We start from the raw sequence: 21,112 nt of genomic DNA, 5'->3' as shown, positions 1-21,112 counted from the left end.
AGCGAGGAGAAATCATGCTTGAGGTATATTTAGGCGTAGGTGTATTCGTCGCTATCGTGGTTATCTTGGTTTTAGTTATTATCGCAGCTAAATCTAAGCTAGTACCCACAGGTGACGTCACCATCGGGATCAATGGCGATCCTGAGAAAGCAATTAAAACTTCACCGGGTAGTAAGCTACTTGGTGCACTAGCGGATGCCGGTATTTTCGTATCGTCTGCTTGTGGTGGCGGTGGCTCATGTGGCCAGTGTCGCGTAGATGTGAAATCGGGTGGTGGTGATATCCTACCGACCGAGCTTGACCACATCTCAAAAGGTGAGGCCCGTCATGGCTGTCGTCTTGCGTGTCAGGTTGCCGTTAAAGGCGACATGGAAATTGAACTTGAAGAGTCTATCTTCGGTATCAAGAAGTGGGAATGTTCTGTTATCTCTAACGATAACAAGGCAACCTTCATTAAAGAACTGAAACTAGCTATCCCTGAAGGTGAGGTTGTACCTTTCCGTGCCGGTGGTTACATTCAGATCGAAGCGCCTGCTCACCATGTTAAATACGCTGACTTCGATATTCCTGAAGAATATCGTGCAGACTGGGATCGTTTTGGCTTCTTTAACCTAGAGTCAAAAGTTGACGAAGAAACAATCCGTGCGTACTCAATGGCTAACTACCCAGAAGAGTTCGGCATCATCATGCTTAACGTACGTATTGCGACTCCGCCGCCAAACAACCTAAGCCTGCCTTGCGGTAAGATGTCTTCGTACATCTGGTCACTGAAAGAAGGCGACAAGGTCACTATTTCTGGTCCATTCGGTGAATTCTTCGCCAAAGACACAGACGCAGAAATGGTATTCGTAGGTGGTGGTGCAGGTATGGCACCGATGCGTTCACACATTTTCGACCAGCTTAAGCGTCTTAACTCTAAGCGTAAGATGAGCTTCTGGTACGGTGCACGTTCTAAGCGAGAAATGTTCTACGTAGAAGATTTCGACGGCCTAGCTGCTGAAAACGATAACTTCGTATGGCACGTAGCTCTTTCAGATCCTCAACCAGAGGACAACTGGGAAGGTTACACTGGCTTTATCCACAACGTATTGTATGACAACTATCTGAAGGACCACGATGCGCCTGAAGATTGTGAGTTCTACATGTGTGGACCACCGATGATGAATGCGGCCGTTATCAACATGCTTAAAGATTTAGGTGTTGAAGACGAGAACATCCTACTGGATGACTTCGGCGGCTAATTTAACGATGTATAGTCGTTAACATTAGGTATAAGGGCTTCCTAGCTAAGGTTAGGGAGCCTTTTCTTTTTCTCACGCGAGTATTGCAGATGAAACCTATTCTTCGTGTTATGACCCTGGTGTTTTTTGCCCTTACCCTGGGTTTACTAAGCGGCTGTGATAAGGCCGGTGAGCCCGAGCAGCAAGAGTTACTGCTGCACGGTAAAACCATGGGCACCACCTATAACATCAAGCTTTATGCCCCAGGCGAGCAGTTGGCGACTCTTAACCTGCATGGTGACATAGAGCAGGCCTTAAAAGCCGTAAACCAGTCCATGTCGACCTATATTCCCGACTCGGAAATCAACCAGTTTAATCGCCTGAAAGCCGGTGAGGTGATGGCCATCAGCCCCGACTTTCGCACCGTGACGGCCGAGTCAATTCGCTTGGGCTTCTCTACCAAGACCCTGGATGTGACCATGGGACCCTTGATTGATCTCTGGGGCTTTGGTCCGGATAAGCGCCCAACGCAGAGACCAACGCAAGCCGAACTCGATGCCATGATTGCCAATATCGGCGTCGATAAGCTGATTCTCAATGAGCAGGGCTTAGCTAAGTCGGTAGACGGCCTGGAGCTGAGTTTTTCGGCGACCGCTAAAGGCTTTGGTATCGATAAGGTGGCAGACTTACTTGAGCAGCAGGGCATCACCAACTACATGGTGGAGATTGGCGGCGAGATGCGTATAGCCGGGCAAAAACCCGGTAACAAGCCCTGGGTGATTGCCATTGAGCAGCCGGATGCGCCTAGGGGTGAACGCAAAATGCATCGCGCACTTGAATTAGGCTCTATAGGTGTGGCCACATCCGGTGATTATCGTATTTTCTACGAGATGGACGGTGAGGTATACACCCATCTGATCGACCCGCAAACCGGTATGCCAATCAAGCACGACCTGGTGTCTGTGACCGTGTTACACCCCAGCGCCATGACCGCCGACGGCCTGGCGACGGCGCTAACGGTAATGGGTACGGAGCGAGCCAAAGCCTATGCCGAGGCCAATAACTTACCCGTGTATTTGATCAGCAAAACGCCAGAAGGTTTAAAAACCTATTCAAGTCCGGCGTTTAAGCCATATTTGTAGTCAGGTTAAAGCGGGCGTATAATAGCGCCCGTGGCTGACTCAGCCGTTGATTGTCATTTTTAAGGGGCACAGACAATGCAGCTATTTCTTCTTACCTTTGGTCTGCTTTTGATTATTATCGCGGCGATGGCGGTGGGTGTTATCGTTCAACGCAAATCAATGGCCAGCAGCTGTGGTGGCCTGGGCTCTGTAGGCATTGAAAAAGCCTGTGACTGCGACGACCCGTGCGACAAGCGTAAAAAGCGCATGGCCAAAGAGCAGGCCTGGAAAGAGAATCAGATTCTTTAATGTCGATAAAAAAACCGCTTTAGTAAGCGGTTTTTTTGTGTCCGATATTTAGCCCAAAATAATATGGGGTACAAAGCGCGAAGTGTCCTTGGTAATGGGGCCATTGTCCTCGCGGATCGTCAGGCCACAGCTTTTATGACCTACCACCCAGGAGCCGATCAAGGTGTGGTTGCCGGCAAACACGGGCAGGGGCGCTAAGGCCTGGGTAATAAAGCCTTCACCGCCGTAGCTGCCGCCTTGATGAACACGACCCTTACTGGGGTGTACCCAGGTGATGTTTTCCCCCTCACGGCTGAATAAGGGTTTGCTGACATAGCCCTGCTCAAGCCCATCACCTTCCTCCCCGGCAAAATAGCTAGGCAGTAAGTTGGGGTGGCCGGGGAACATTTGCCACAGCAGCGGCAAAATGGCCTTATTTGAGAGCACGGCCTTCCAGGGTGGCTCCACAAACAGGGTGTCCGAGCTTAACAGTTGGGGGCCGAATTCATCTAAAAACAGCTCCTCCCAGGGGTATAGCTTAAACAACTGGGCGATTGGCGTGTCTTCGAGATCGGTGAGCTGGCCTTTGGTATCGATACCTATGTCTTCCACGGCCATCCTGACCGTCGGCATACTGGCTTGATAGGCACAGTCCTGTAGGTATGCCACTGTGCCCTTGTCCTCGATGGAGTCGCGGCTGTGGGCAAAGTGGATGGCATCCTGGCTACTAAAATGGTTGAAGCGGTTGATCAGCGCTTCTTGAATGCTATTGAACTGATCGGCACGCCTTGGCAACACGCCTCTGTCCACCTGTTGTTCCAGCCACAACCATTGGAAAAAGCCGGCCTCATAAATGGAGGTGGGGGTGTCGGCATTGTATTCCAGCAGTTTAGCCGGGCCTGTGCCGTGGTAACTAAAATCCATGCGGCCATAGAGGCTGGGTTCTTTATTGTGCCAGCTTGTGGCTATCAGATCCCAAAAACGCTCGGGCAGGGCGAATTTCTTTAACCAGTATTCGTCTCGAACCACCTTGTCGACCAATTCCAGGCACATTTGCTCCAGTTCGTTGGTCGGGTCTTCCAGGTCGTTTTCAATTTGCTTCAGGGTAAATTGATAGTAGGCGCTTTCGTCCCAGTATTTTTCGCCATCGATATTACAGAACTCGAAGCCGAAGTAAGCGGCCTGAGCGGCCAGGTCTGGCCGCTCAGTGATGGGTTGGCGAAACATCTAACCACCAAAGCTGCTGCGTGATGCGGCACGGCGACCAAAGCCACCGCGTGAGCGGGTGACCGATTTTGGCTTGCTGGTATAGTGGATTTTAGATTTTTTCACCATGGTGGTGCCGCGATTATTCACCGAGCCGATATAGTCGTTGTTGGCGTTACGAAAACTGAAAAAGTCATCGCGTGAGCGGTACAGGGGCTTGGCGCCCGAGTAGTAGCCGCCACCCAGATAGGCGTATTTTTTACGTTTTTTCTTTTTCATCAGGTCGAGGCCTTCATCGACCGCCTCGGCCACCGCGGCTATCATAAAGCCGGCCATAATGGGGCGCCAGATACTGCCTTCCTGCTCGCATTGGTCAAAGCCAAAGTCATTCTCGCAGAGGCCTTCGTTGACGTACTTTGGTGCTTCAATGGCATGATTTGCAAGGGCTTCCTGGTATTGTGCCTGACACACGTCCTGCTCAACACCAAAGCTCATGCAGTCGTCGGCATCGCTAAAGAGCAAGGCCGACTCGTCCGGATCGCCACAGCCACTGAGTCCTGCCGTGGCGCCAAGCATCAGGGTCAGTTTTAACTTATTAGTCCTTTTCATTATCACTGCTCCTTAGTAGGTAATACAAGCAGCGTTAAGGATCCCGGTCGCAAGTGACGCAATACCTAAGAAGGCACCGGCGCTCATATGACCGTCGGCAATTTTCTCCGATAATTTAGGCATATAAAGGCGCACTAAGAAAAAGGTAATAAGCTGCATGACACCGGCAATGACACCCCAGATGGCGAAGTCAATAATGGATACCGAGTTCACGGCGGCACTGGCAACCGGTAGGGTAAAGCCAATAAAGGCACCGCTAAAGGCGGTTGCGGCGGCGGCATTGTTTTCCTTCATCAGGGTCCACTCACAGTGGGGGGTGACTAGGGTATATAAAAACAAAAACGCCAAAACCAACAGGTAGCCAAGGCCAAAATACATCAAAAAGGGAATAAACCCTTGCATGGATTCCATGATCATAATTGCTGCTCTCACTGAGTCTATTTTATTGTTGTTCCACCGAGGCCAGCTGTACCAGCTCTCGGTGCAATAGCTTATCATCCCCAACGTTAAGTTCAATAAGACGTTTGAGATGAGTGGCGCTGTCTAAGTCAATGAGAGTACAGCGTAAACCTATATGCTGCTGTTCGATATGCGCGACTTCGGTATTCATCTGAATGTCGATATCCGTGTCGGCGAGGGTAAAGCTCAGCCGCAGTTCTGCCCCAGGGGCGGGGTGGAAGTTCTCCGGGTGGCTGATCAGGGCACCTTTGAGAGAGAGGTCGAGTAATTGGCAGTGATAGTGTTCTTGATGGTCGGTAACTAGGGCTGGGCGGTGAAACAGCACCCGGGTAAAGTGGCGACGCTCGTGCATAAGCATTCCTAAAAAGCAGGGTATTTGTTCAGTTTAGCTGGCGCCGAGTAATTTTGTCTATGGGACCTAAGCACAAAAAAGCCCCATTGCTGGGGCTTTTGCAATTGGTTAATTAACCAATTTTCTTATATTTAATACGCTTGGGCTGTGCCGCATCGGCGCCCAGCGTTTTCTTCAACCAGGCTTCGTACTCTGTGTAGTTGCCATCGAAGAAGTTGATCTGACCTTCGTCACGGTAATCCAGGATATGCGTAGCGATGCGGTCCAGGAACCAACGGTCGTGCGAAATTACCATCACACAGCCCGGGAATTCTAGAATCGCATTCTCCAGGGCGCGCAGAGTTTCTACGTCCAGGTCGTTGGTAGGCTCATCCAGTAGCAAGACGTTGCCGCCGGCCTTAAGCAGTTTGGCAAGGTGTAAACGGTTGCGCTCGCCACCAGAGAGGTCTTTAACAAACTTCTGCTGGTCGTTGCCTTTAAAGTTAAAGCGACCCACATAGGCACGGCTTGGGAACTCGAAGTTACCCACTTTTAGCACGTCCTGGCCGTCGGCGATTTCTTGGAATACGGTCTTGGTTTCGTCCATATTGCCACGGAACTGATCCACGGTGGCCAGCTCCACGGTTTCACCGATAGTGATTTCACCGCTATCCGGCTGCTCTTCACCGCTTAGCATTTTGAACAGGGTCGATTTACCGGCACCGTTAGCACCGATAATGCCGACGATGGCACCCTTAGGCACGTTGAAATCCAGGTTGTCGATCAACTGGCGATCGCCAAAGCTCTTGTTCAGACCTTTAACCTCGATAACCTGATCGCCCAGGCGTGGACCCGGTGGAATAAACAGCTCGTTCGTTTCGTTACGCTTTTGGTAATCGCTTTGCTGTAGCTCGGCAAACTGGGCCATACGCGCCTTAGACTTGGCTTGGCGACCTTTAGGGTTTGAACGCACCCACTCAAGCTCTTGAGCAATCGACTTCTGGCGTGCTTTTTCTGCCTTTTGCTCTTGTTGCAAACGGGCATCTTTTTGCTCTAGCCAAGACGAGTAGTTGCCTTCCCATGGAATACCTTCACCACGGTCAAGCTCAAGGATCCAACCGGCTACATTATCAAGGAAATAACGGTCGTGGGTTACCGCCACTACTGTGCCTTCGTAATCGTGTAGGAAGCGCTCCAACCAGGCTACCGATTCTGCATCTAGGTGGTTGGTTGGTTCGTCGAGAATAAGCATGTCTGGCTTTTCAAGTAGCAAACGGCAAATCGCTACACGGCGACGCTCACCACCGGAAAGGTGTTCAATTTTCGCATCCCACGCAGGTAAACGCAGGGCATCGGCGGCACGCTCCAGGGCGTTGTCCAAGTTGTGACCGTCATGGGCCTGGATAATGGCTTCGAGTTCACCTTGCTCTTTGGCTAAGGCGTCAAAGTCCGCGTCTTCCATGGCGTATTCGGCATATACCTCATCAAGGCGAGTCAGGGCGTTTTTAACTTCGCTGACCGCTTCTTCAACCACTTCACGCACGGTTTTGCTTTCATCAAGCTGAGGCTCCTGGGGCAGGTAACCAATTTTCACGCCCGGTTGAGGGTGAGCCTCACCTTCAAAATCTTTATCAACGCCGGCCATGATGCGCAACAGGGTAGATTTACCCGCGCCGTTTAGACCAAGTACACCAATTTTTGCGCCAGGGAAAAAGTGTAGAGAAATGTCTTTAAGGATGGTGCGTTTGGAAGTAGAAATTACCTTTGATACTCTACTCATCGAGAATATAAATTTATCTGGTAAGACCATGAAGGAACCTTTTAATTATGCAAAAAATTATATTGTCGTATTGTAGGGTTTCGACTAGCGAACAGTCAACGGATGGAGCTGGTTTAGAGAACCAAAAGCACGTCAATAATCAAGCAATAGAAAGGTTTCAGAAGAGCGACAACTTTAGGCGGTTAGACGATATTGTTGAGGTTGGTTCTGCTTATAAAGGTAATAACCTTTCAACCATCATCGAAAATGCTAAGGCTGGGCTTTATCCCAAAGGGTCGGTGATAGTTATGTTTGATCAGACCCGTTTTAGTCGAACAGACTTTTTTGGCTCACTAAGCAAGATGAAAGAGCTGCTGGATACTGGCGTCAAATTGCACTACAGCTCAAGTAATGAAACATTGACCAGTGAAATGCTTGGAGATTTTGGTGGGTTTATAGCAACGGCAGCTAAAGCCGAAGCTGCGAATAAAGAATCAAAATCAAGATCAGAGCGAACACTAGCAAGCTATGCTAATAAAATAGCAAAGGGCGAAGTTGTTGCCGTTGGCGCGCTACCAAATTGGATAAAGAAAGTTTACGACACATCTGGGAACAAACCCAAAATTGTCGGTTTTGAAATAATGCCTGACCGTAAAGAAGTAATTGAGGTGATATTTGATAAGTACATTCAAGGGGAAGGCGCTACTGCTATTACGGCATGGTTGAATAAAAATGTAGAGCCATGGCCTGAATTTGATCATAGGCGTAAAGATAAAACTAACCGCGTCTGGCGAGAGTCTTACGTCACCAAAATTTTAGTGAATCCCGCAGTAATTGGTGAGCGCATATTTAATATCGGTAGAGACAACGAATCCCGTCGCTCAGACTACTATCCTCCAGTTGTCAGCAAGGAGAAATGGTATCTTGCCCAAGAGGTTAGAAAAAACCGACCCAAAGGAACGACTGGCGGATATAAACACCCACTTAATATTTTTTCAGGGCTTTGTTTTTGCGGTTATTGTGGCTCTAAGTGCGGTATTCAAAATTTCAATACAGGTAGGCGCTCAGCGATTCGGTGTACTGCGTATGCTAAAAATGAAGTTAGTGGGGATATCTGTCCTGGCGGTTCTGCACCCGTAAGGTTTTTAGAGCGTGTGATAATTGAATTTTGCAAAGATAAAATTAACTTTGACGCTATTTTCAAACCCAGTGTGACAGATATGACAGCTCTGAATGTTGAGGTCAATTCATTAGAGAATCAAGTAACTACCTTGCTGTCAAAGTTGACTAAAATTGAAGATTTGTACCTCGACGAAGAGATTTCAAAAGGGCGGTATATAGAGCGCAAAAACGAATTTGAAAACTCGTTGGCAGTTGCGAAGGTGCAGCTTGATGCCGTTAAACGGGAAATCGATGCCAATACGCACGTTCAAACAACCGATGAAATAGAGTTTGCTAAGTTGCTAAAAATGCAAAAGGACAACTCCATACCCGATGATATACGCATGAAGTTGCGAGACTTACTACCAAGGTTTGTTGAACGGATCACTATCTATAGATATGGTGACTGGCTTTCACCCGCCAAATTCAACCAAATGAAGCAAAATCTGAAAGGTGACAGTAATGCAAAGAAGATTATTGAACATTTGGAGTTGCGAACAGGTAAAAGCCGTGCCGTCATAATATATGGATTGAAATTTAAGAGTGGCTATTTTCGAGCTATTTGGTTTGATACAAAAGCCGAAACTTGGATTTCTAAAAGCGACAATGAAGGCATATTACATAAGCAAATGAATTAAATTAAGTTCGCATTGGGGTTCTAACAGGTCTTAAATCCATGGTAGTTTGGTTGTAATATGCACTAAAAAACAAGTAGTGCTCAGGTCTGAAATCTATTTATTAATCGACTTTAGCTTGAAGCATTTAAAACCAAGTTATAGGGAATTGAATGGAAGTTGTTATTTATTCTAAAAGTGGCGCACCGCACACGGAACCCAAGGATAACCACTACAGTGCTTTACGGCTAGAGAAACTCGAACGAACTGAATTAGCAAGAGTCAGAACTAAACTATACTGCTCGGGTTGTTTCGAAAAAGCAGCCTATGTGGCACGTTCGTCCAATGGACGAGCACCGCATTGTAGAAGTGTCCATCAATTAGTTGACGGATCTATCTGTCCAGAAAGAAGCGCTGAGAGTGAAAAGGTCAGTACACAAGGTTATGAATCTGTCCAAGCCTTAAAGAATGAAGGCGATGTTTACGTTGTCGATTTTAACTTTGAGTTAGGCGAGAAGCCGGTAAATCCACACAAGCCAAAAGACGACAGCGATATCGAAAAGAAAAAAAGAGGTGCATACCGTAAGTATGGTGAAGCTTCAGGTGAAGGTAAAAGTGAATGGTCTAGGCGTTTAAGTACACTACTCAAGACCTTAAAGGAAGATCCGCAATTTGCACGAAGTACAGCCCATATCAAAGTTTTTGGGGTACCAAAGCCGATTCGAAATGCATTTTACAATACTGAAAAATTCTCCAACTATATGGAGAAGTTAACTCCAGGCAAATTCCCTACCTTCTTTTGGGGGCCTATTTGGGATGCTAATGAAGGTATTGATGGGACAGTTTGGTTAAATACAGGTGAAGATTCCTTAGATCTATCAATAAAGATACCAAAGGACATTTTTAAAGTCCTCAAAACAAAGTGTAAGCTTTCTTACGATGACCCATGTAAAGAATTAAATGGTAGCTGGTTTTTATTGTATGGCTGGTACAATAAAAGTCGTAGCTCAGGTAAACCCTTCCTTACTCTTTTAGAGCCACATCCCGAGTTTATTACTTTGCGGCTTAGCTCCTAACCTATCTTTTAAATTCAATTTCTGACTCGACATAGCTGGTGTAAATCGCCCTTCATGAGGCGCGGTTTACAAATTGGCTAGGTTCTGCTGATCTGCCTTTAAAGCTAATATGAATCCATGTAAGGCTTATTTAACCAGCGTCACGAGTTCCGTTGAGCAAGTCATGCCTGTCACGCTGTTTAGGTGATTCGCAGTTATCGAGACCATACATTTGCCTTATTAGCTGTTTGTGCTCTATGTCGGCAATTGTATTTTTATCGCGCTGGCGTCTCATAGCTCTTAACTTGCGTAAAGTCAAGCGTGGGCGCGAACTATCGTCGTAAGGCCGCCAAGTAGGTGCAATCGCAGCATAAAATTCTTCTTTGAGATCGCCAGTTTCGTAAAGCCGGTGCTTTGGATCCAATTCATAAAAGCGCATGGTGTTCCTTTTACTTTATTTATCACCGGTAGCTCGCTACTCAAAAATATAGTCAAATATATGAAAGATTATATTTTTTGCTAACCAATTGATTTTTAATGTCTAAAGCCTAGATCTTTTTTGGTCGTCCAAGCGGAACATCAGAAAATATACTTAAAACAACAAAAAGTGATATTTTTGAGAGGGATACAATGAAGCAGGCTAAGACATTAAGTGAACAAGAGTTTAAAAGGGTAGTTGCTGTTACAAATGCAGGGCGTCATGCTAGTCGCAATGTTATGTCGCTGAGCTTGTCGTATTTTGCAGGGTTGCGCGTCAAAGAGATTGCAGCTTTAAAAATTAACAATGTGTTCAGTGAATCAGGGATGGTCAATAATTTTGTGATGCTTAGTGCCAATCAAACGAAAGGCCGAAAAAGCAGAACCGTTGTGTTTAACAAAAAGCTGATTGCCGCACTTGAGCTTTATTACCGTGAAAATAATCTATCGTCTGTAAACCCTGAGCTGCCGTTGATACGATCTCAAAAAGGCAAAGCGTTTTCAGGTAACTCTTTGTGTCAGGTATTTTTAAAGCTTTATGCAGCAGCGGGCATTAACGGCGCATCAAGTCACAGCGGACGTAGAACATTTATTACTAACCTGGCTCATCGTGGCGTATCAGCTAAGGTGTTGATGACTTTGGCTGAGCATCAGAATTTGAGTACAACGCAGCGCTATATTGATGTTAATGATGCTATGCTGAAAGCGGCTGTTGAATTGGTATGAGGATGTAGCAATTGCTATTGGGTAAAGCCAAGGCTTTTTGCTGTAAGATTGGCAGCTTTACATTGCCAATCTTAGATCTGATACCCCGTCGTTTACTCGAATAAGCAAACTAGGCAAGAGTGAAGTTGGCTTAAAGCCGTGATGCAATCGCTGTTCGGATCTGTAGCAGAAAGAACCTTTACTTCATTCAACTCAATACTTATGTTGGATTTGCTGGCAATCTGCTTGGGGCTGGTTGAAAAATCTGGGTAGTCGATGCAGATCTTGAATTTGTATTCGTAGTCGTTGATAGCAAGTATCAAACAGGCATCCCACGATATCTCGTCACAATAATCTTCCAATGCTTCTTTCGTGCTAATGGAGCCTGATGCGCTGATATTGCTTGCAAGATCTTTAAGTACATTATCTAAAACACTAGAGCATACTTCGTATGGATCTGGTTTGTTCTTTATAAGTTCGTTTAGTGTCGGGTTCGAGGTGCAGTCAAAGAAATTTCTTTCAATAGCTAAGAAACCAAAAGCTAGGATTGATGAAATTTGAGCAACCACTTTGCTTTGAACAGGCTCAAATTCAAGGTTAAATTGATGGCAGTCGTAGCTATTATCAACATTGAATGAGCGTGTGATTTTAACGGATGTGCGTAAGGCGGAATTTAAATCGTTTAATAAAAATATTTTCATATTTGTACCTTTTAAAAATTAATAAAAAGCAAAACTTAAGTTTTAAGTTCAATGCATTTGATTCTTTTTGAAGAGGCACAAGAGAAAATTAAAACCTATATGTAGGTTTCCGCTGCTTGTAGAGGCATTCGGTAAATGATCGTTTTGTAGTAAGTCAAAGTTAATAAATGACCAACAGGCAAATATCGTACCACAAAAAGTAACTCTGTCAATCGCGGATGAGCTTTCCGTATCATTTTTAGCAGTCAGAAGCATGGGCGCACGAACTGACCCTTTCTTAATTCAAGCACAATAAAATCAGTTAGTTGTCTCTGCGCTAGTTGTTGATCTTGGTTTGAGTAAATAACGGCTTGTTTTTTAGAAGATCCCACGATTGCTTATGGGTAAAACACCTGATAGCTTATTGCTATTAGTGAATAAAAATGTATTCGCGAGAAAAAGTTGGCTATGGACAGCTCCTTAACAGGGAGTTCGCGCTAAGTAACCGATTAGACTTTCTGTTGTAACGAGGCAAGGGCTAGTACTCGTAAATATCTTAAGCGAACAATATGGATAAATTAAAGGCAATTAATTGGCCAAGTCTTGTAACTGGCAAGCATTCATGGATTGATGATCATTTTAACGTTCACTCTGTTCTTGAGGATAAGAAAACTGTTTGTCGATTCTTCTCCTTAGACTTTTCAGGTACTCAACAAGAAATCCTTTCTTTAACTGAAGCTATGGCTCAATCAATAGAGCATTATGTTTTTGATGAAAAACAGTTAGCAAACCTTCGCGATGAAGGGAAAACTCCATTCCAAAAAGCAATGAAATTTTTCGGAAAGACAAACCCAGATATGGATGGGAAGTACGGAGAACTGCTCTTATATCTTTTGACAGAGAAATTTCTCAATACCCCTCTTGTGAGCCATAAACTATCTCTCATTACTAATACGAATGACCAAGTTAAAGGTGGGGATGGTATTTTTTTTGGTGATTACAAAGATGAGCTGGCTATTTTGATCGGGGAATCCAAGATTCATCAAGGGGCTGCAGGTGCAATGGATGATGCCTTAGAATCACTGAATAGATTTTACGATAACTATAGTGCAGGCCAACTAGGTCATGAGATGTTCATCGCTCGTTCGAATATTTCAGAAAATTTCTCATCACTAGATGATGCTGAAAGCCTTTATCACGCTTTCACCCCGGGAACTGAACAGTACAAGGGGTGCATCAAAGCACATCCAGTCCTTCTTGTTTTCGAATCCAGTAAAATTAGTTCGATCGAAGAAAGTGCAAAGAACAAAGATGAAGCAGAGCAGATGTTTAGCGACTGGCTAACTGGTAGGTCAAAAGAGATACAAAAACTTCTCAGTGAGAAGTTAAATAACTATTCAGAACTCAGGAAGGTATACATCGACGTATTTCTTATGCCGTTAACTAATGTATCCAAGTTCAAACACGCGCTCTACAGGGAAATTCACGGAGTAGACTATGTATCATCTGGTAACTAAATAATATGACACAGATATATTCTCAAGCGGCAAATCATGAAGACTTTGTTCGAGTGTTTGACAAGCTATTGGAAAAGCTATTTCTCGAAGACAAAATTACAGATAGCGTACAAATTGATCTTGGTAGTGATGAAATAAAGAAAGCCACTTGGCTCGCTTCGATAGCTGCTCTTAGTGGTGATGATAAAGAACGTAATATGGCTAATGCGTTTGGTGCTTTGCTTCATCTGACCGACAAAGAAAATGAAATATACAAACGTGCGTGCTATATCCTGCAGTCAAGAGCTGGAAATCTGATTACCAGCAGCCATATACCCAGACTCTTTCATAAAGAAAACACTCTCAGTGATTATGGAACGCTTCTAAATTTTGAGCTTGCAGCACACAGAGCTACGCTAGAGCACGAGTTTTCCGATAACACAAAAATATTCTTTACTGAGTTTCAAAAAAAACTCTGGGAGTCTCTTAATTCTGGCGAGAACATTGCGATCTCTGCCCCAACATCAGCGGGCAAATCTTTCATCATTAAAAAATATATTCTCGAACTGGTGGAAGGTGGCGCGAAGAATATAGTTTTCATTGTACCCACAAAAGCACTGATAAACCAAGTGAGTAACGTGCTGAAGACCCAGCTCCATGAAAAGGCGCACGTATATACAACCTACATAGCTAATGAAGAAGATGATCTAGCCACGATCTATGTGCTAACACCTGAGAGGAGCCTAAAGCTTCTACAAGATAAAAATGTTACCCCACCAGAACTGATATTCATGGATGAAGTACATAATATTGAAGCTGGTTCTAGGGGGGTGGTCTTTGAGAACATTTTATATAGAGTAATTTCTACTTGGGCTTCTACACAGCTGGTCGTTGCTGGACCATTTATACGCTCACTTTCCGACAGCATTAAGAAAATTTGTAATATCTCTATTATTGACCACCAAACACTCTCTTCTCCAGTGTTTCAGGTTCGCTCTGCTCTCACTTTCTATCCAAGTAAAAAGGTAGCCCGTTATAAGATTTCTAGTCCAACTCAAAGAATTATCTCGGGCGAGATAAAGCTGAAAAAATCCCTATACTCGAAGATAAAAACAAACAAAGGAGAAGCGCTAGAGGTTATTGCAGATATGTTTTCTCCAGAAGAGCACAATATTTATTATGCACCAAGGAAAAGTAGTGCAGAAAAATGGGCAAGCAAAATTGCCCCTGTCATAGCCTCAAAGAACTCAAAAATTATCGATGCAGCTGATTCTAGGGTTAAAGATCTTATTGATTTTCTATCAGAAGAAGTACATCCAGATTATTCACTCATACGAACCCTAAGGCTTGGAGTTGCATATCACCATGCGGGACTTCCAGATATTGCGAGACAAGAAGTAGAGGAGCTCTATTCGGAATCGGTTATCAAGAATATTGTTTGTACATCCACTTTGCTACAAGGCGTGAATCTGCCCGCAGATAGACTTATTGTAATAAGCCCCAAAGTTGATAAGCACGATATGCCTGACTTTGATTTCTTAAACCTTCTTGGTCGTGCAGGGAGGGCAAGCACCAATCTCTACGGAGAAATTTATTGTATAGATGTTGTAGATGATGAGTGGGGAAGCAAAAGGCTTGAAACAGATGTAAACAAAAAGGTTGATACATCTTCAAATCTTTTCTTGAAGAAGAATGAAGATCACCTTTCTGTCATTGCTGATATGTCTAGTGAACAGATTCGTGAGATGACTGGGGATAAAAATATCCATGGGAATCTGTCTTACTTAAGGTCAATTTTTAAAACAGACAGAAGTCACTTTGATAGAATTCTTTCAACTTCTGGAATTACATCTAAAAAGATCGAAGAATTCACTAGTAAATTAGAATCAATGTATTGTGGTATGTCAATACCACAAGAACTTATAGCAAACAACCCATTTATTGATCCTATGCTTCAGAATAAGCTCTTTTGCTCATTAGAGAGGGAAGGGGTTGCCAATTGGCTCATTAGTAGAAAACCTATGAGCAAAGGAGGCGAAAATTCGGAGAATATTGCCTTCTCCGAAAAAAGCTACTACTACCAATTCTTAAGCGTTTTTAGAAGGCTAAACGATATTTTCAATATCGAATATGAGCTCAATAGCAACGGTTTTTCCCAGGACGATTATGTTAATATCGGACGTCTTGTAAGAGATGCACATCGCTGGATGTCTGGCAAGAAACACAAATTTTTTATTATTGATCTTATCGGCGAAAATAGTCGTGATGAAAATGCAGTTGATAAAGCGGCGCGGAATATAACCACCCACATCAGTAAAAATTTAACCTTTATTGCGGTGAAGTACCTCATGCTGTGGTCTGACATGATTTCCTACTTCCTTAGTGAAGAAGAAATCGAAGAGAATGCCTACATTCTAAATCTACCATCTATGCTTGAATTGGGTAGTTACGACCCTGTTGTTCTAGAATTGATGAGCTGTGGAATTAACAGGTCTGTAGCCCTTTCTATTTCTAACAAGGTCAAGAAAATGGATACCTCTGCCGAAAAAGCGCTTGCTGCTATCAACAAAGAAATACTTCCAAACATTTTTAAAAGGCACTTGATGAAAGCGGGATACTAGATAGCAAAATAATGCTCGTCTTAATTGAACAAGGCATAACGTAAGGCATTTAGTAGCTTGAGGTTCAGTTTAAGCTTTAACTAGTATGATTCACTGCCTGTCTAGCAAGCCAGCCAAGTGCTACTGCAAGACAGATAGGCTTCGTAAACTGCGCATATCTGTCTTTTTGTATCATTGCTTTCTTTTTAAGGGCTATTTAACCAAATAATTGTAATCTTTGACTTGCTTACTAATCATTGTGAAACAGACACGCTTCGCTACTAAACATCAAGTTCAGTAAAAACAGTTCATCTTGTGAATTTTCGCCTTGTCGTAGGAAGTATGCTTCAGCAGCGAGCTTAGCGAAAATTGGAGTAGGAAACGTAGCCTAGGTTATTGTGTTTTTGTAAGTCTTTAGTGATGTAGCTAAGCCATCCGTTAACGTCATAAATCGGTTCTACAAGATTCTCATGCTTGCTACCATATTTTGTTTTAGCCCAATGTTCTAAAATCTGATTTTCAAAGTCGTTTTGGGCTATGTGGGGTGGCGTTTGCGCTGCGCCGTGGAAATGAAACTGATGATTTTTGACTTCAATAAAGGCGATTATTTGCACGCTTTTATCAGGGTTTCGTTGTTTCAGCCTGTACCAGTTTCTGCCGTAACAACTCTCGTTTAAGTGGCACATGAATCGCTTAAAATTGTCTTCCAGTATTTCAAACTGTTTTTCTGTGACTGACTTGTCGTGAAGGTTGGTTTGTTCGTTTAGAGGTACGCTGCACAGCGTTAAATTTAAAGCTAAATCAGGTTCAAACTTAGCTTGGGTGACTTGTGCGATAAGTTCTTGCTGTAATTTCAAATTGGCTGGTGTTTTTTTATACATGCATTTCTCCGTACTTATACATGCATCTATTTATCTTTATTCGCTATTCCAGTAGCGAAAAACTGTGCAAGAGTCGTTGTTTTAACTGGAGTCCGATTAGGCTTCGAGGAATGGGTAGATAAGACTTATTCTGTTCGTTCAGGAAACGAATCTTTTAGCTGCTGCAATAACGAAATTTAGGTAAATAGCTAAAACAGGGTATGAGAGCCCTGTGTAAAGGAGGAACTATGCAATTACAGAACGTTTATTTGCAGTTGAAATCGATGAATTTATGCAAATCAAAATATCAATTTAGCTCTGAGTTTTTAGGGATGAGCAAAAGCTATTACAGCAGCGTAATATTAGCCCGTAACGAGCAGCCTAGTATCAGTGTATTGTCAACACTGGAATATGCGCTTAAATGGCTTGCTGCTTTGCTTAACAGTAAAGAGCATCTTGCGGTATTGAGCGTGAGAGATAAATTGTTGTGGTTAGCGGAGCAGGTGCGATTTAGTATTAACGAATTTTGTAAAAATAGGGTGCAAAAAGTCATTTGACGATCTTTTATTTGAGCCTCTAGCACCCTTTGATTGGTCTATTAGGGGCTCACTTCGAATAGTATAAACAGTCTCGCAGGTCAGCATCTTTATTTGGTACATAGCCTCGATAGTAGATAGCATTAATTATCATTTGGTAGTGAGCTGTTGAAGCGGCGCGTATCGCATCGATATGGGTTATACGCATTCTGTTTTGATATATAGTTTGTGCGTTGTTAGCTAGTGTTTTGCAGTAATGGTCGGTTGGGTCAGCTGGCTTAAATGTATCAAACTTCACGTTTGCATATTTAGCTCGTTTCGCTTTTTCAGCTTCTTCTTTTGCTTTACGCTTTGCTTCACGTTTGGCTAAATTTATTTGATATTCTTCAGATGATATAATCATTTTATGATGTCGTTCTTCAATGCGGTAACAATTATTATCACTAGGCAGATATCGTTCTGAGTTGTACGGTAAAAACTTACCGTTCTCTCCAAAACATACAAACTCTTCATTGTATTGCACATTATAAGGTGTGTTATTGTTTAACTCGTACTCACCTATGAAATTTTTGTTGTTTGGACTCAGATACAAGTCCATTTTATGAGTTCCTGTATAATCGTTTTTGAACTCGTACACTCCATCTTTATAAACTTGCTCAGAGTAAGGGCCGGTAGTGATCTGGCACCCAGTTAATGCAATTACAGCGAATGTTGCGAATAGAACTAATCTCATGTTGGTTACTCGATTTGTTAACTTATATTCAATGAAAGGCGTTCGATAGCCAGTCATTATGGTAATGATTAACGGGTTTTGATAGCTTCTACTAGTTTGCTATCTACTATCGATATATGAGATACCGCTTCCGTATAGTAGTTTTCCAATGTTGATGTATGTGAGTTGAATATGACCATTTCACCATAAATCAACTCTGCATCGTGTGATGTAGCATCGGAGCTAAGCGTAACCGAGTCTATCAACAACAGTCCATTATCTGTTACTTCAAGTAAGTCAGCCCAATCGGTACGGTAGTCTGACACCAACGCAATCACATAATGGTCGCTTACATTAAACATTTTTAGTGTAGAAGGTGCCCCATCAGGAACAGCGTGATCATATGGTATAACGTCTGTTTCGTAGCCGAATGTGAGGCTATCGGTTCCACCAAGCAATACTGTATGGCCGTTTACATCTTGGTTGTTATCTGCATTACGACCAAGCACCACATCGTCGATGGTATCGTTGTTAGTATCAATTGCTACGCATGAAGTGAAGTTTTCTTGTATCGGTTCACGGAGTTCAAGTGGCGTATCGTAAGCTGTGAAGTTACCGTTGCCATCGTTGTAACGTACTAATGGGCTGCTGCGGTATACATTTACATCAAGGATATCGACAAAAGTATCGCTGTTAAAGTCACCGGCGCAAGCTCCGTGAGTATATCCATTGCCAACGACTTTACCTTGGTATTGAAGTGAGCTTAGGTAGACAATATTGTTACCTTCCGAAGCGTGATTTTCACCAGCCCCGAATTCGTGACCATGGCTGTATGCGTAGTAATCATTAACACTATCGCCGTCAAAGTCCGCAACCACAGTGCCGCGTGCAATGGTTCCTATACCCATATTCGTTGTCTGAATGTTGTTCGGGTCGCTGTAATCGACTAGGACAGCGTTTTCTATATCAGCATCAGTCACACCGTTAGTAATGGTGTTCAGATTTGTCGCACGATAAATGATCATTTTGGAATCACCGACTATGTCGAATCGAGCATACTGATAATTACTGCCGTCCACTGTTTCTGCAATCGCTGAAAAAACTTCTTGTGGCGTGGGAGTAACTGTAACTGGTGGGGGAGTGGTTGGGGGTAACTCAACAGGCGGGGTTGTTTTTGAATTTGTACCGCCACCGCAGCCGGTAAGAGCAAGGGTAATTGCACTTGCCAGTAAAAGCTTCTTCATATTATATCTCCCTGTGCATTCAGTAGGCGTTGCATAACCAATTGAAAAGTTTTTAAAATTTATTTTTTCAAACATAAATTGGTTATTATTTTCACAGCTTGATGCTACTAAATGAAGCCCCGAAATTCCTAGTCTGGCTAGGAATAATTCCTAGGAAATTGGGATGCTTAGCTGGAGGTTTGTTCCTTGCGCAGAGCTTTTGATACAGAGGTTTCCTTTCAATGCTAAAGCTCTTTCTTCGATACCCAGTAGGCCAAATCGGTCGTTCCACAATGCTTTGTTATCAGCTTCAAAGCCTTTGCCGTCATCCTTGATGGATAGTGCTAGTTGGTGCTGGTGAATTGAAATATCAACGTATACGTTATTTGCATCGGCATGTTTAACAATGTTGTTAAAGGATTCTTGAACGATGCGGTAAACGGCGATTTTTTTTTCGTCAGACAAAGCCGTTAGATCGCTTTCGATATTCAAGTGGTAATTTACCTGAGCAAGACTAAGCAATTGGGTTAACAGTTTGCTTTTCAATGCTTTTTCCAACCCTAATTCATCCAGTTCCCTTGGGTGCAGCAATGTGATTAAGTTACGGGTCACGTTATAAACTTTATTTGATAGCTCTCGCAAATGCGACGCAGACAGACGTACTTTCTCATCGTTCGTTACATGCTCTAATATGGTTATTTCAGTCCTTATCGCTGTCAGCGTTTGTCCAATGTCATCGTGGAGTTCTGTTGAAATTTTCTTGCGCTCTTTTTCTTGAATCTCAACAACCTTTGCAGCTAACTGCTGATTTTTTTTGGCTTGTTGTTTGTAACTGTTATTCAGGTGGTTAAGTACCGAGTTCTGCTTTTGTAATTGCTGATTTAAATTGCTTTGCTCGGTAATGGATGCCCCCAGAACGAGGGAGGTAAATGCGATTGTGATTAAGTAGACTTGGTTTTCAATGACGGAGATAGCCTCAGTCGATAGCAGTGATGTATATACGATAAGAATGCACATGATAAGTACGCTTAGCACCGCGCCTTTCCAACCCCATTTGTGAGTTGAAGCAATGACTAACGTCACAGAAAGAATCTTGACGTAGTACAAAGGGATTTGGTGAAGGTTAGTGACGACAGCAAAAGCAAAAATCAGTGCGATGAGAAGCTGAAAAGTCAGAGAGAAGCTGATTTGTCGAATGGGGTTTTTTTCGCTACGAAAATACTCAAAGAATAGGATCACTGGCGGCAAAATGAGGAGTACGCCGATGATATCACCAAATGCAAATGCCATGATGTTGAGTACATGCTTTTGAGTGAACAATTCACTTGATGGGATCGTTGCAAGCTCACCGTGGTATATCATGCTCGTACTCAGAATTGCCGATGTGAAAGTTGCAGAAAGAACGCTACCTAATAGTAAACCAGTCGCCTGTTTCGTGGTTTTTAATGAGGGCGTTTTATAAACCTTTAAATACAGATGTGCGGCGCATAAATAGATTAACGCCGGAAGCGTAGTTGCGATCATATCGCTTAGAATATCAATCTCACCGCGTTGGGCGGTTATTAGCCTGATAGCACTCCATTCCCCAATAATTATAGCGAGCCAATATTTTCGTGGGGCAAATAAAAAGGCTGCAAGACGGTAGCCTGCGGGCAGAAACCAACTCGCAGTATTGTCGATCACTGCAAAGTTTACAGGTAAGTACCAAGAGTGATACCAAAGCATTGAATAGCTAACCGAGATAATCACGGAAAGGCTAAGATATCTGTAACTAATATTTTTCATTTGTTGTGCGAATCGTCCTTGTTGCTTGCGCAAGTCCAACTTACCTGAATGTTGCCAGGAACTTAGAACCGCGTTCAGTATGTCCTGCTCTCGAATGAGCTATAAGTGAAGACGGGGGTACTACAATAAAGCCAATCGCACCGTAGAGCAATTCAGATTGTTTTGCTCGTATGTATGCGCTTTAATAGAAGTTTTAACGTACAAGGATTTGTTAG

General features: G+C 43.5%; 20 protein-coding genes. 9 read left to right on the top strand and 11 right to left on the bottom strand.

All coding sequences use genetic code 11. The features are described from left to right. The first annotated feature begins 14 nt into the window (after positions 1 to 14). The 3 genes from nqrF (at position 15) to nqrM (ending at position 2,650) form a co-directional block, all read left to right on the top strand. Complete coding sequence (gene nqrF, locus KD147_RS10215) at positions 15 to 1,241, top strand: NADH:ubiquinone reductase (Na(+)-transporting) subunit F (RefSeq protein WP_212547780.1); 1,227 nt, start codon at positions 15 to 17, stop codon at positions 1,239 to 1,241. 89 nt (positions 1,242 to 1,330) lie between these two features. After that, positions 1,331 to 2,362 (top strand): FAD:protein FMN transferase, encoded by a 1,032-nt coding sequence (locus KD147_RS10210; RefSeq protein WP_442792669.1) that lies wholly within the window; start codon positions 1,331 to 1,333, stop codon positions 2,360 to 2,362. Positions 2,363 to 2,437: 75 nt separating this feature from the next. Beyond that, entirely contained in the window at positions 2,438 to 2,650 is a 213-nt protein-coding gene (gene nqrM, locus KD147_RS10205) for a (Na+)-NQR maturation NqrM (protein WP_105199703.1), read from the top strand. A gap of 48 nt (positions 2,651 to 2,698) precedes the next feature. Here the strand turns inward: nqrM and KD147_RS10200 are convergent, their stop codons facing one another. From KD147_RS10200 to ettA, 5 genes are all read right to left on the bottom strand, one after another. Then, a complete protein-coding gene (locus KD147_RS10200) occupies positions 2,699 to 3,856 on the bottom strand; it encodes a glutathionylspermidine synthase family protein (protein ID WP_212547779.1) in 1,158 nt (385 codons plus the stop codon). Beyond that, positions 3,857 to 4,444 carry a DUF1190 domain-containing protein gene (locus KD147_RS10195; RefSeq protein WP_212547778.1) on the bottom strand — a complete coding sequence of 196 codons (588 nt, stop codon included), beginning with the start codon at positions 4,442 to 4,444 and terminating at the stop codon, positions 3,857 to 3,859. A 12-nt stretch (positions 4,445 to 4,456) separates the two neighbouring features. Continuing rightward, the gene (locus KD147_RS10190; protein WP_105188148.1) at positions 4,457 to 4,861 is read right to left on the bottom strand and encodes a DUF350 domain-containing protein; all 405 of its coding nucleotides are present in this window, start codon (positions 4,859 to 4,861) and stop codon (positions 4,457 to 4,459) included. Between the two features lie 25 nt (positions 4,862 to 4,886). After that, complete coding sequence (locus KD147_RS10185) at positions 4,887 to 5,255, bottom strand: PilZ domain-containing protein (RefSeq protein WP_212547777.1); 369 nt, start codon at positions 5,253 to 5,255, stop codon at positions 4,887 to 4,889. A gap of 112 nt (positions 5,256 to 5,367) precedes the next feature. Further along, positions 5,368 to 7,044 carry an energy-dependent translational throttle protein EttA gene (gene ettA, locus KD147_RS10180; protein ID WP_212547776.1) on the bottom strand — a complete coding sequence of 559 codons (1,677 nt, stop codon included), beginning with the start codon at positions 7,042 to 7,044 and terminating at the stop codon, positions 5,368 to 5,370. Between the two features lie 17 nt (positions 7,045 to 7,061). Between ettA and KD147_RS10175 the strand changes: the two genes are divergently transcribed. Further along, the gene (locus KD147_RS10175; RefSeq protein ID WP_212547775.1) at positions 7,062 to 8,792 is read left to right on the top strand and encodes a recombinase family protein; all 1,731 of its coding nucleotides are present in this window, start codon (positions 7,062 to 7,064) and stop codon (positions 8,790 to 8,792) included. Positions 8,793 to 8,941: 149 nt separating this feature from the next. Continuing rightward, a complete protein-coding gene (locus KD147_RS10170; RefSeq protein ID WP_212547774.1) occupies positions 8,942 to 9,844 on the top strand; it encodes a hypothetical protein in 903 nt (300 codons plus the stop codon). A gap of 130 nt (positions 9,845 to 9,974) precedes the next feature. Here KD147_RS10170 and KD147_RS10165 read toward each other — a convergent pair whose 3' ends face one another. Beyond that, positions 9,975 to 10,262 carry a hypothetical protein gene (locus KD147_RS10165; RefSeq protein ID WP_212547773.1) on the bottom strand — a complete coding sequence of 96 codons (288 nt, stop codon included), beginning with the start codon at positions 10,260 to 10,262 and terminating at the stop codon, positions 9,975 to 9,977. A gap of 191 nt (positions 10,263 to 10,453) precedes the next feature. Here KD147_RS10165 and KD147_RS10160 point away from each other — a divergent pair, with 191 nt between their 5' ends. Then, positions 10,454 to 11,026 carry a tyrosine-type recombinase/integrase gene (locus tag KD147_RS10160; RefSeq protein ID WP_212547772.1) on the top strand — a complete coding sequence of 191 codons (573 nt, stop codon included), beginning with the start codon at positions 10,454 to 10,456 and terminating at the stop codon, positions 11,024 to 11,026. Positions 11,027 to 11,118: 92 nt separating this feature from the next. Here KD147_RS10160 and KD147_RS10155 read toward each other — a convergent pair whose 3' ends face one another. After that, positions 11,119 to 11,706 carry a hypothetical protein gene (locus KD147_RS10155; RefSeq protein ID WP_212547771.1) on the bottom strand — a complete coding sequence of 196 codons (588 nt, stop codon included), beginning with the start codon at positions 11,704 to 11,706 and terminating at the stop codon, positions 11,119 to 11,121. A 548-nt stretch (positions 11,707 to 12,254) separates the two neighbouring features. Between KD147_RS10155 and KD147_RS10150 the strand changes: the two genes are divergently transcribed. After that, the gene (locus KD147_RS10150; RefSeq protein WP_212547770.1) at positions 12,255 to 13,202 is read left to right on the top strand and encodes a Hachiman antiphage defense system protein HamA; all 948 of its coding nucleotides are present in this window, start codon (positions 12,255 to 12,257) and stop codon (positions 13,200 to 13,202) included. Positions 13,203 to 13,207: 5 nt separating this feature from the next. Further along, positions 13,208 to 15,802 (top strand): DEAD/DEAH box helicase, encoded by a 2,595-nt coding sequence (locus tag KD147_RS10145; protein WP_212547769.1) that lies wholly within the window; start codon positions 13,208 to 13,210, stop codon positions 15,800 to 15,802. A gap of 338 nt (positions 15,803 to 16,140) precedes the next feature. Here the strand turns inward: KD147_RS10145 and KD147_RS10140 are convergent, their stop codons facing one another. Next, positions 16,141 to 16,662, bottom strand: a complete 522-nt coding sequence (locus KD147_RS10140) for a hypothetical protein (protein WP_212547768.1) — start codon at positions 16,660 to 16,662, stop codon at positions 16,141 to 16,143. Positions 16,663 to 16,889: 227 nt separating this feature from the next. On the opposite strand from KD147_RS10140, the gene KD147_RS10135 reads away from it, so the two are divergent. After that, the gene (locus KD147_RS10135) at positions 16,890 to 17,198 is read left to right on the top strand and encodes a DUF6626 family protein (RefSeq protein ID WP_212547767.1); all 309 of its coding nucleotides are present in this window, start codon (positions 16,890 to 16,892) and stop codon (positions 17,196 to 17,198) included. A 49-nt stretch (positions 17,199 to 17,247) separates the two neighbouring features. Here KD147_RS10135 and KD147_RS10130 read toward each other — a convergent pair whose 3' ends face one another. From KD147_RS10130 to KD147_RS10120, 3 genes are all read right to left on the bottom strand, one after another. Beyond that, positions 17,248 to 17,910 (bottom strand): hypothetical protein, encoded by a 663-nt coding sequence (locus KD147_RS10130; protein WP_212547766.1) that lies wholly within the window; start codon positions 17,908 to 17,910, stop codon positions 17,248 to 17,250. A 68-nt stretch (positions 17,911 to 17,978) separates the two neighbouring features. After that, positions 17,979 to 19,133 carry a hypothetical protein gene (locus tag KD147_RS10125; RefSeq protein ID WP_212547765.1) on the bottom strand — a complete coding sequence of 385 codons (1,155 nt, stop codon included), beginning with the start codon at positions 19,131 to 19,133 and terminating at the stop codon, positions 17,979 to 17,981. A gap of 150 nt (positions 19,134 to 19,283) precedes the next feature. Next, complete coding sequence (locus KD147_RS10120; protein WP_212547764.1) at positions 19,284 to 20,930, bottom strand: MASE1 domain-containing protein; 1,647 nt, start codon at positions 20,928 to 20,930, stop codon at positions 19,284 to 19,286. Between the last annotated feature and the right edge of the window lie 182 nt (positions 20,931 to 21,112).

The organism is Pseudoalteromonas sp. BDTF-M6, assembly GCF_018334135.1.
In the GTDB taxonomy this organism is placed as follows: domain Bacteria; phylum Pseudomonadota; class Gammaproteobacteria; order Enterobacterales; family Alteromonadaceae; genus Pseudoalteromonas.
This window is presented reverse-complemented; position numbering and strand designations above follow the sequence as displayed.

Bases quoted from the DNA above. Each gene is read 5' to 3' on its own strand.
- KD147_RS10165 (WP_212547773.1), bottom strand. From the start codon at position 10,262: ATGCGCTTTTATGAATTGGATCCAAAGCACCGGCTTTACGAAACTGGC.
- KD147_RS10145 (WP_212547769.1), top strand. From the start codon at position 13,208: ATGACACAGATATATTCTCAAGCGGCAAATCATGAAGACTTTGTTCGA.
- ettA (WP_212547776.1), bottom strand. From the start codon at position 7,044: ATGGTCTTACCAGATAAATTTATATTCTCGATGAGTAGAGTATCAAAG.
- KD147_RS10160 (WP_212547772.1), top strand. From the start codon at position 10,454: ATGAAGCAGGCTAAGACATTAAGTGAACAAGAGTTTAAAAGGGTAGTT.
- KD147_RS10140 (WP_212547768.1), bottom strand. From the start codon at position 16,662: ATGTATAAAAAAACACCAGCCAATTTGAAATTACAGCAAGAACTTATC.
- KD147_RS10200 (WP_212547779.1), bottom strand. From the start codon at position 3,856: ATGTTTCGCCAACCCATCACTGAGCGGCCAGACCTGGCCGCTCAGGCC.
- KD147_RS10190 (WP_105188148.1), bottom strand. From the start codon at position 4,861: ATGATCATGGAATCCATGCAAGGGTTTATTCCCTTTTTGATGTATTTT.
- nqrM (WP_105199703.1), top strand. From the start codon at position 2,438: ATGCAGCTATTTCTTCTTACCTTTGGTCTGCTTTTGATTATTATCGCG.
- KD147_RS10150 (WP_212547770.1), top strand. From the start codon at position 12,255: ATGGATAAATTAAAGGCAATTAATTGGCCAAGTCTTGTAACTGGCAAG.
- KD147_RS10185 (WP_212547777.1), bottom strand. From the start codon at position 5,255: ATGCACGAGCGTCGCCACTTTACCCGGGTGCTGTTTCACCGCCCAGCC.
- KD147_RS10210 (WP_442792669.1), top strand. From the start codon at position 1,331: ATGAAACCTATTCTTCGTGTTATGACCCTGGTGTTTTTTGCCCTTACC.
- KD147_RS10170 (WP_212547774.1), top strand. From the start codon at position 8,942: ATGGAAGTTGTTATTTATTCTAAAAGTGGCGCACCGCACACGGAACCC.
- KD147_RS10155 (WP_212547771.1), bottom strand. From the start codon at position 11,706: ATGAAAATATTTTTATTAAACGATTTAAATTCCGCCTTACGCACATCC.
- KD147_RS10125 (WP_212547765.1), bottom strand. From the start codon at position 19,133: ATGAAGAAGCTTTTACTGGCAAGTGCAATTACCCTTGCTCTTACCGGC.
- KD147_RS10130 (WP_212547766.1), bottom strand. From the start codon at position 17,910: ATGAGATTAGTTCTATTCGCAACATTCGCTGTAATTGCATTAACTGGG.
- KD147_RS10195 (WP_212547778.1), bottom strand. From the start codon at position 4,444: ATGAAAAGGACTAATAAGTTAAAACTGACCCTGATGCTTGGCGCCACG.
- KD147_RS10175 (WP_212547775.1), top strand. From the start codon at position 7,062: ATGCAAAAAATTATATTGTCGTATTGTAGGGTTTCGACTAGCGAACAG.
- KD147_RS10135 (WP_212547767.1), top strand. From the start codon at position 16,890: ATGCAATTACAGAACGTTTATTTGCAGTTGAAATCGATGAATTTATGC.
- nqrF (WP_212547780.1), top strand. From the start codon at position 15: ATGCTTGAGGTATATTTAGGCGTAGGTGTATTCGTCGCTATCGTGGTT.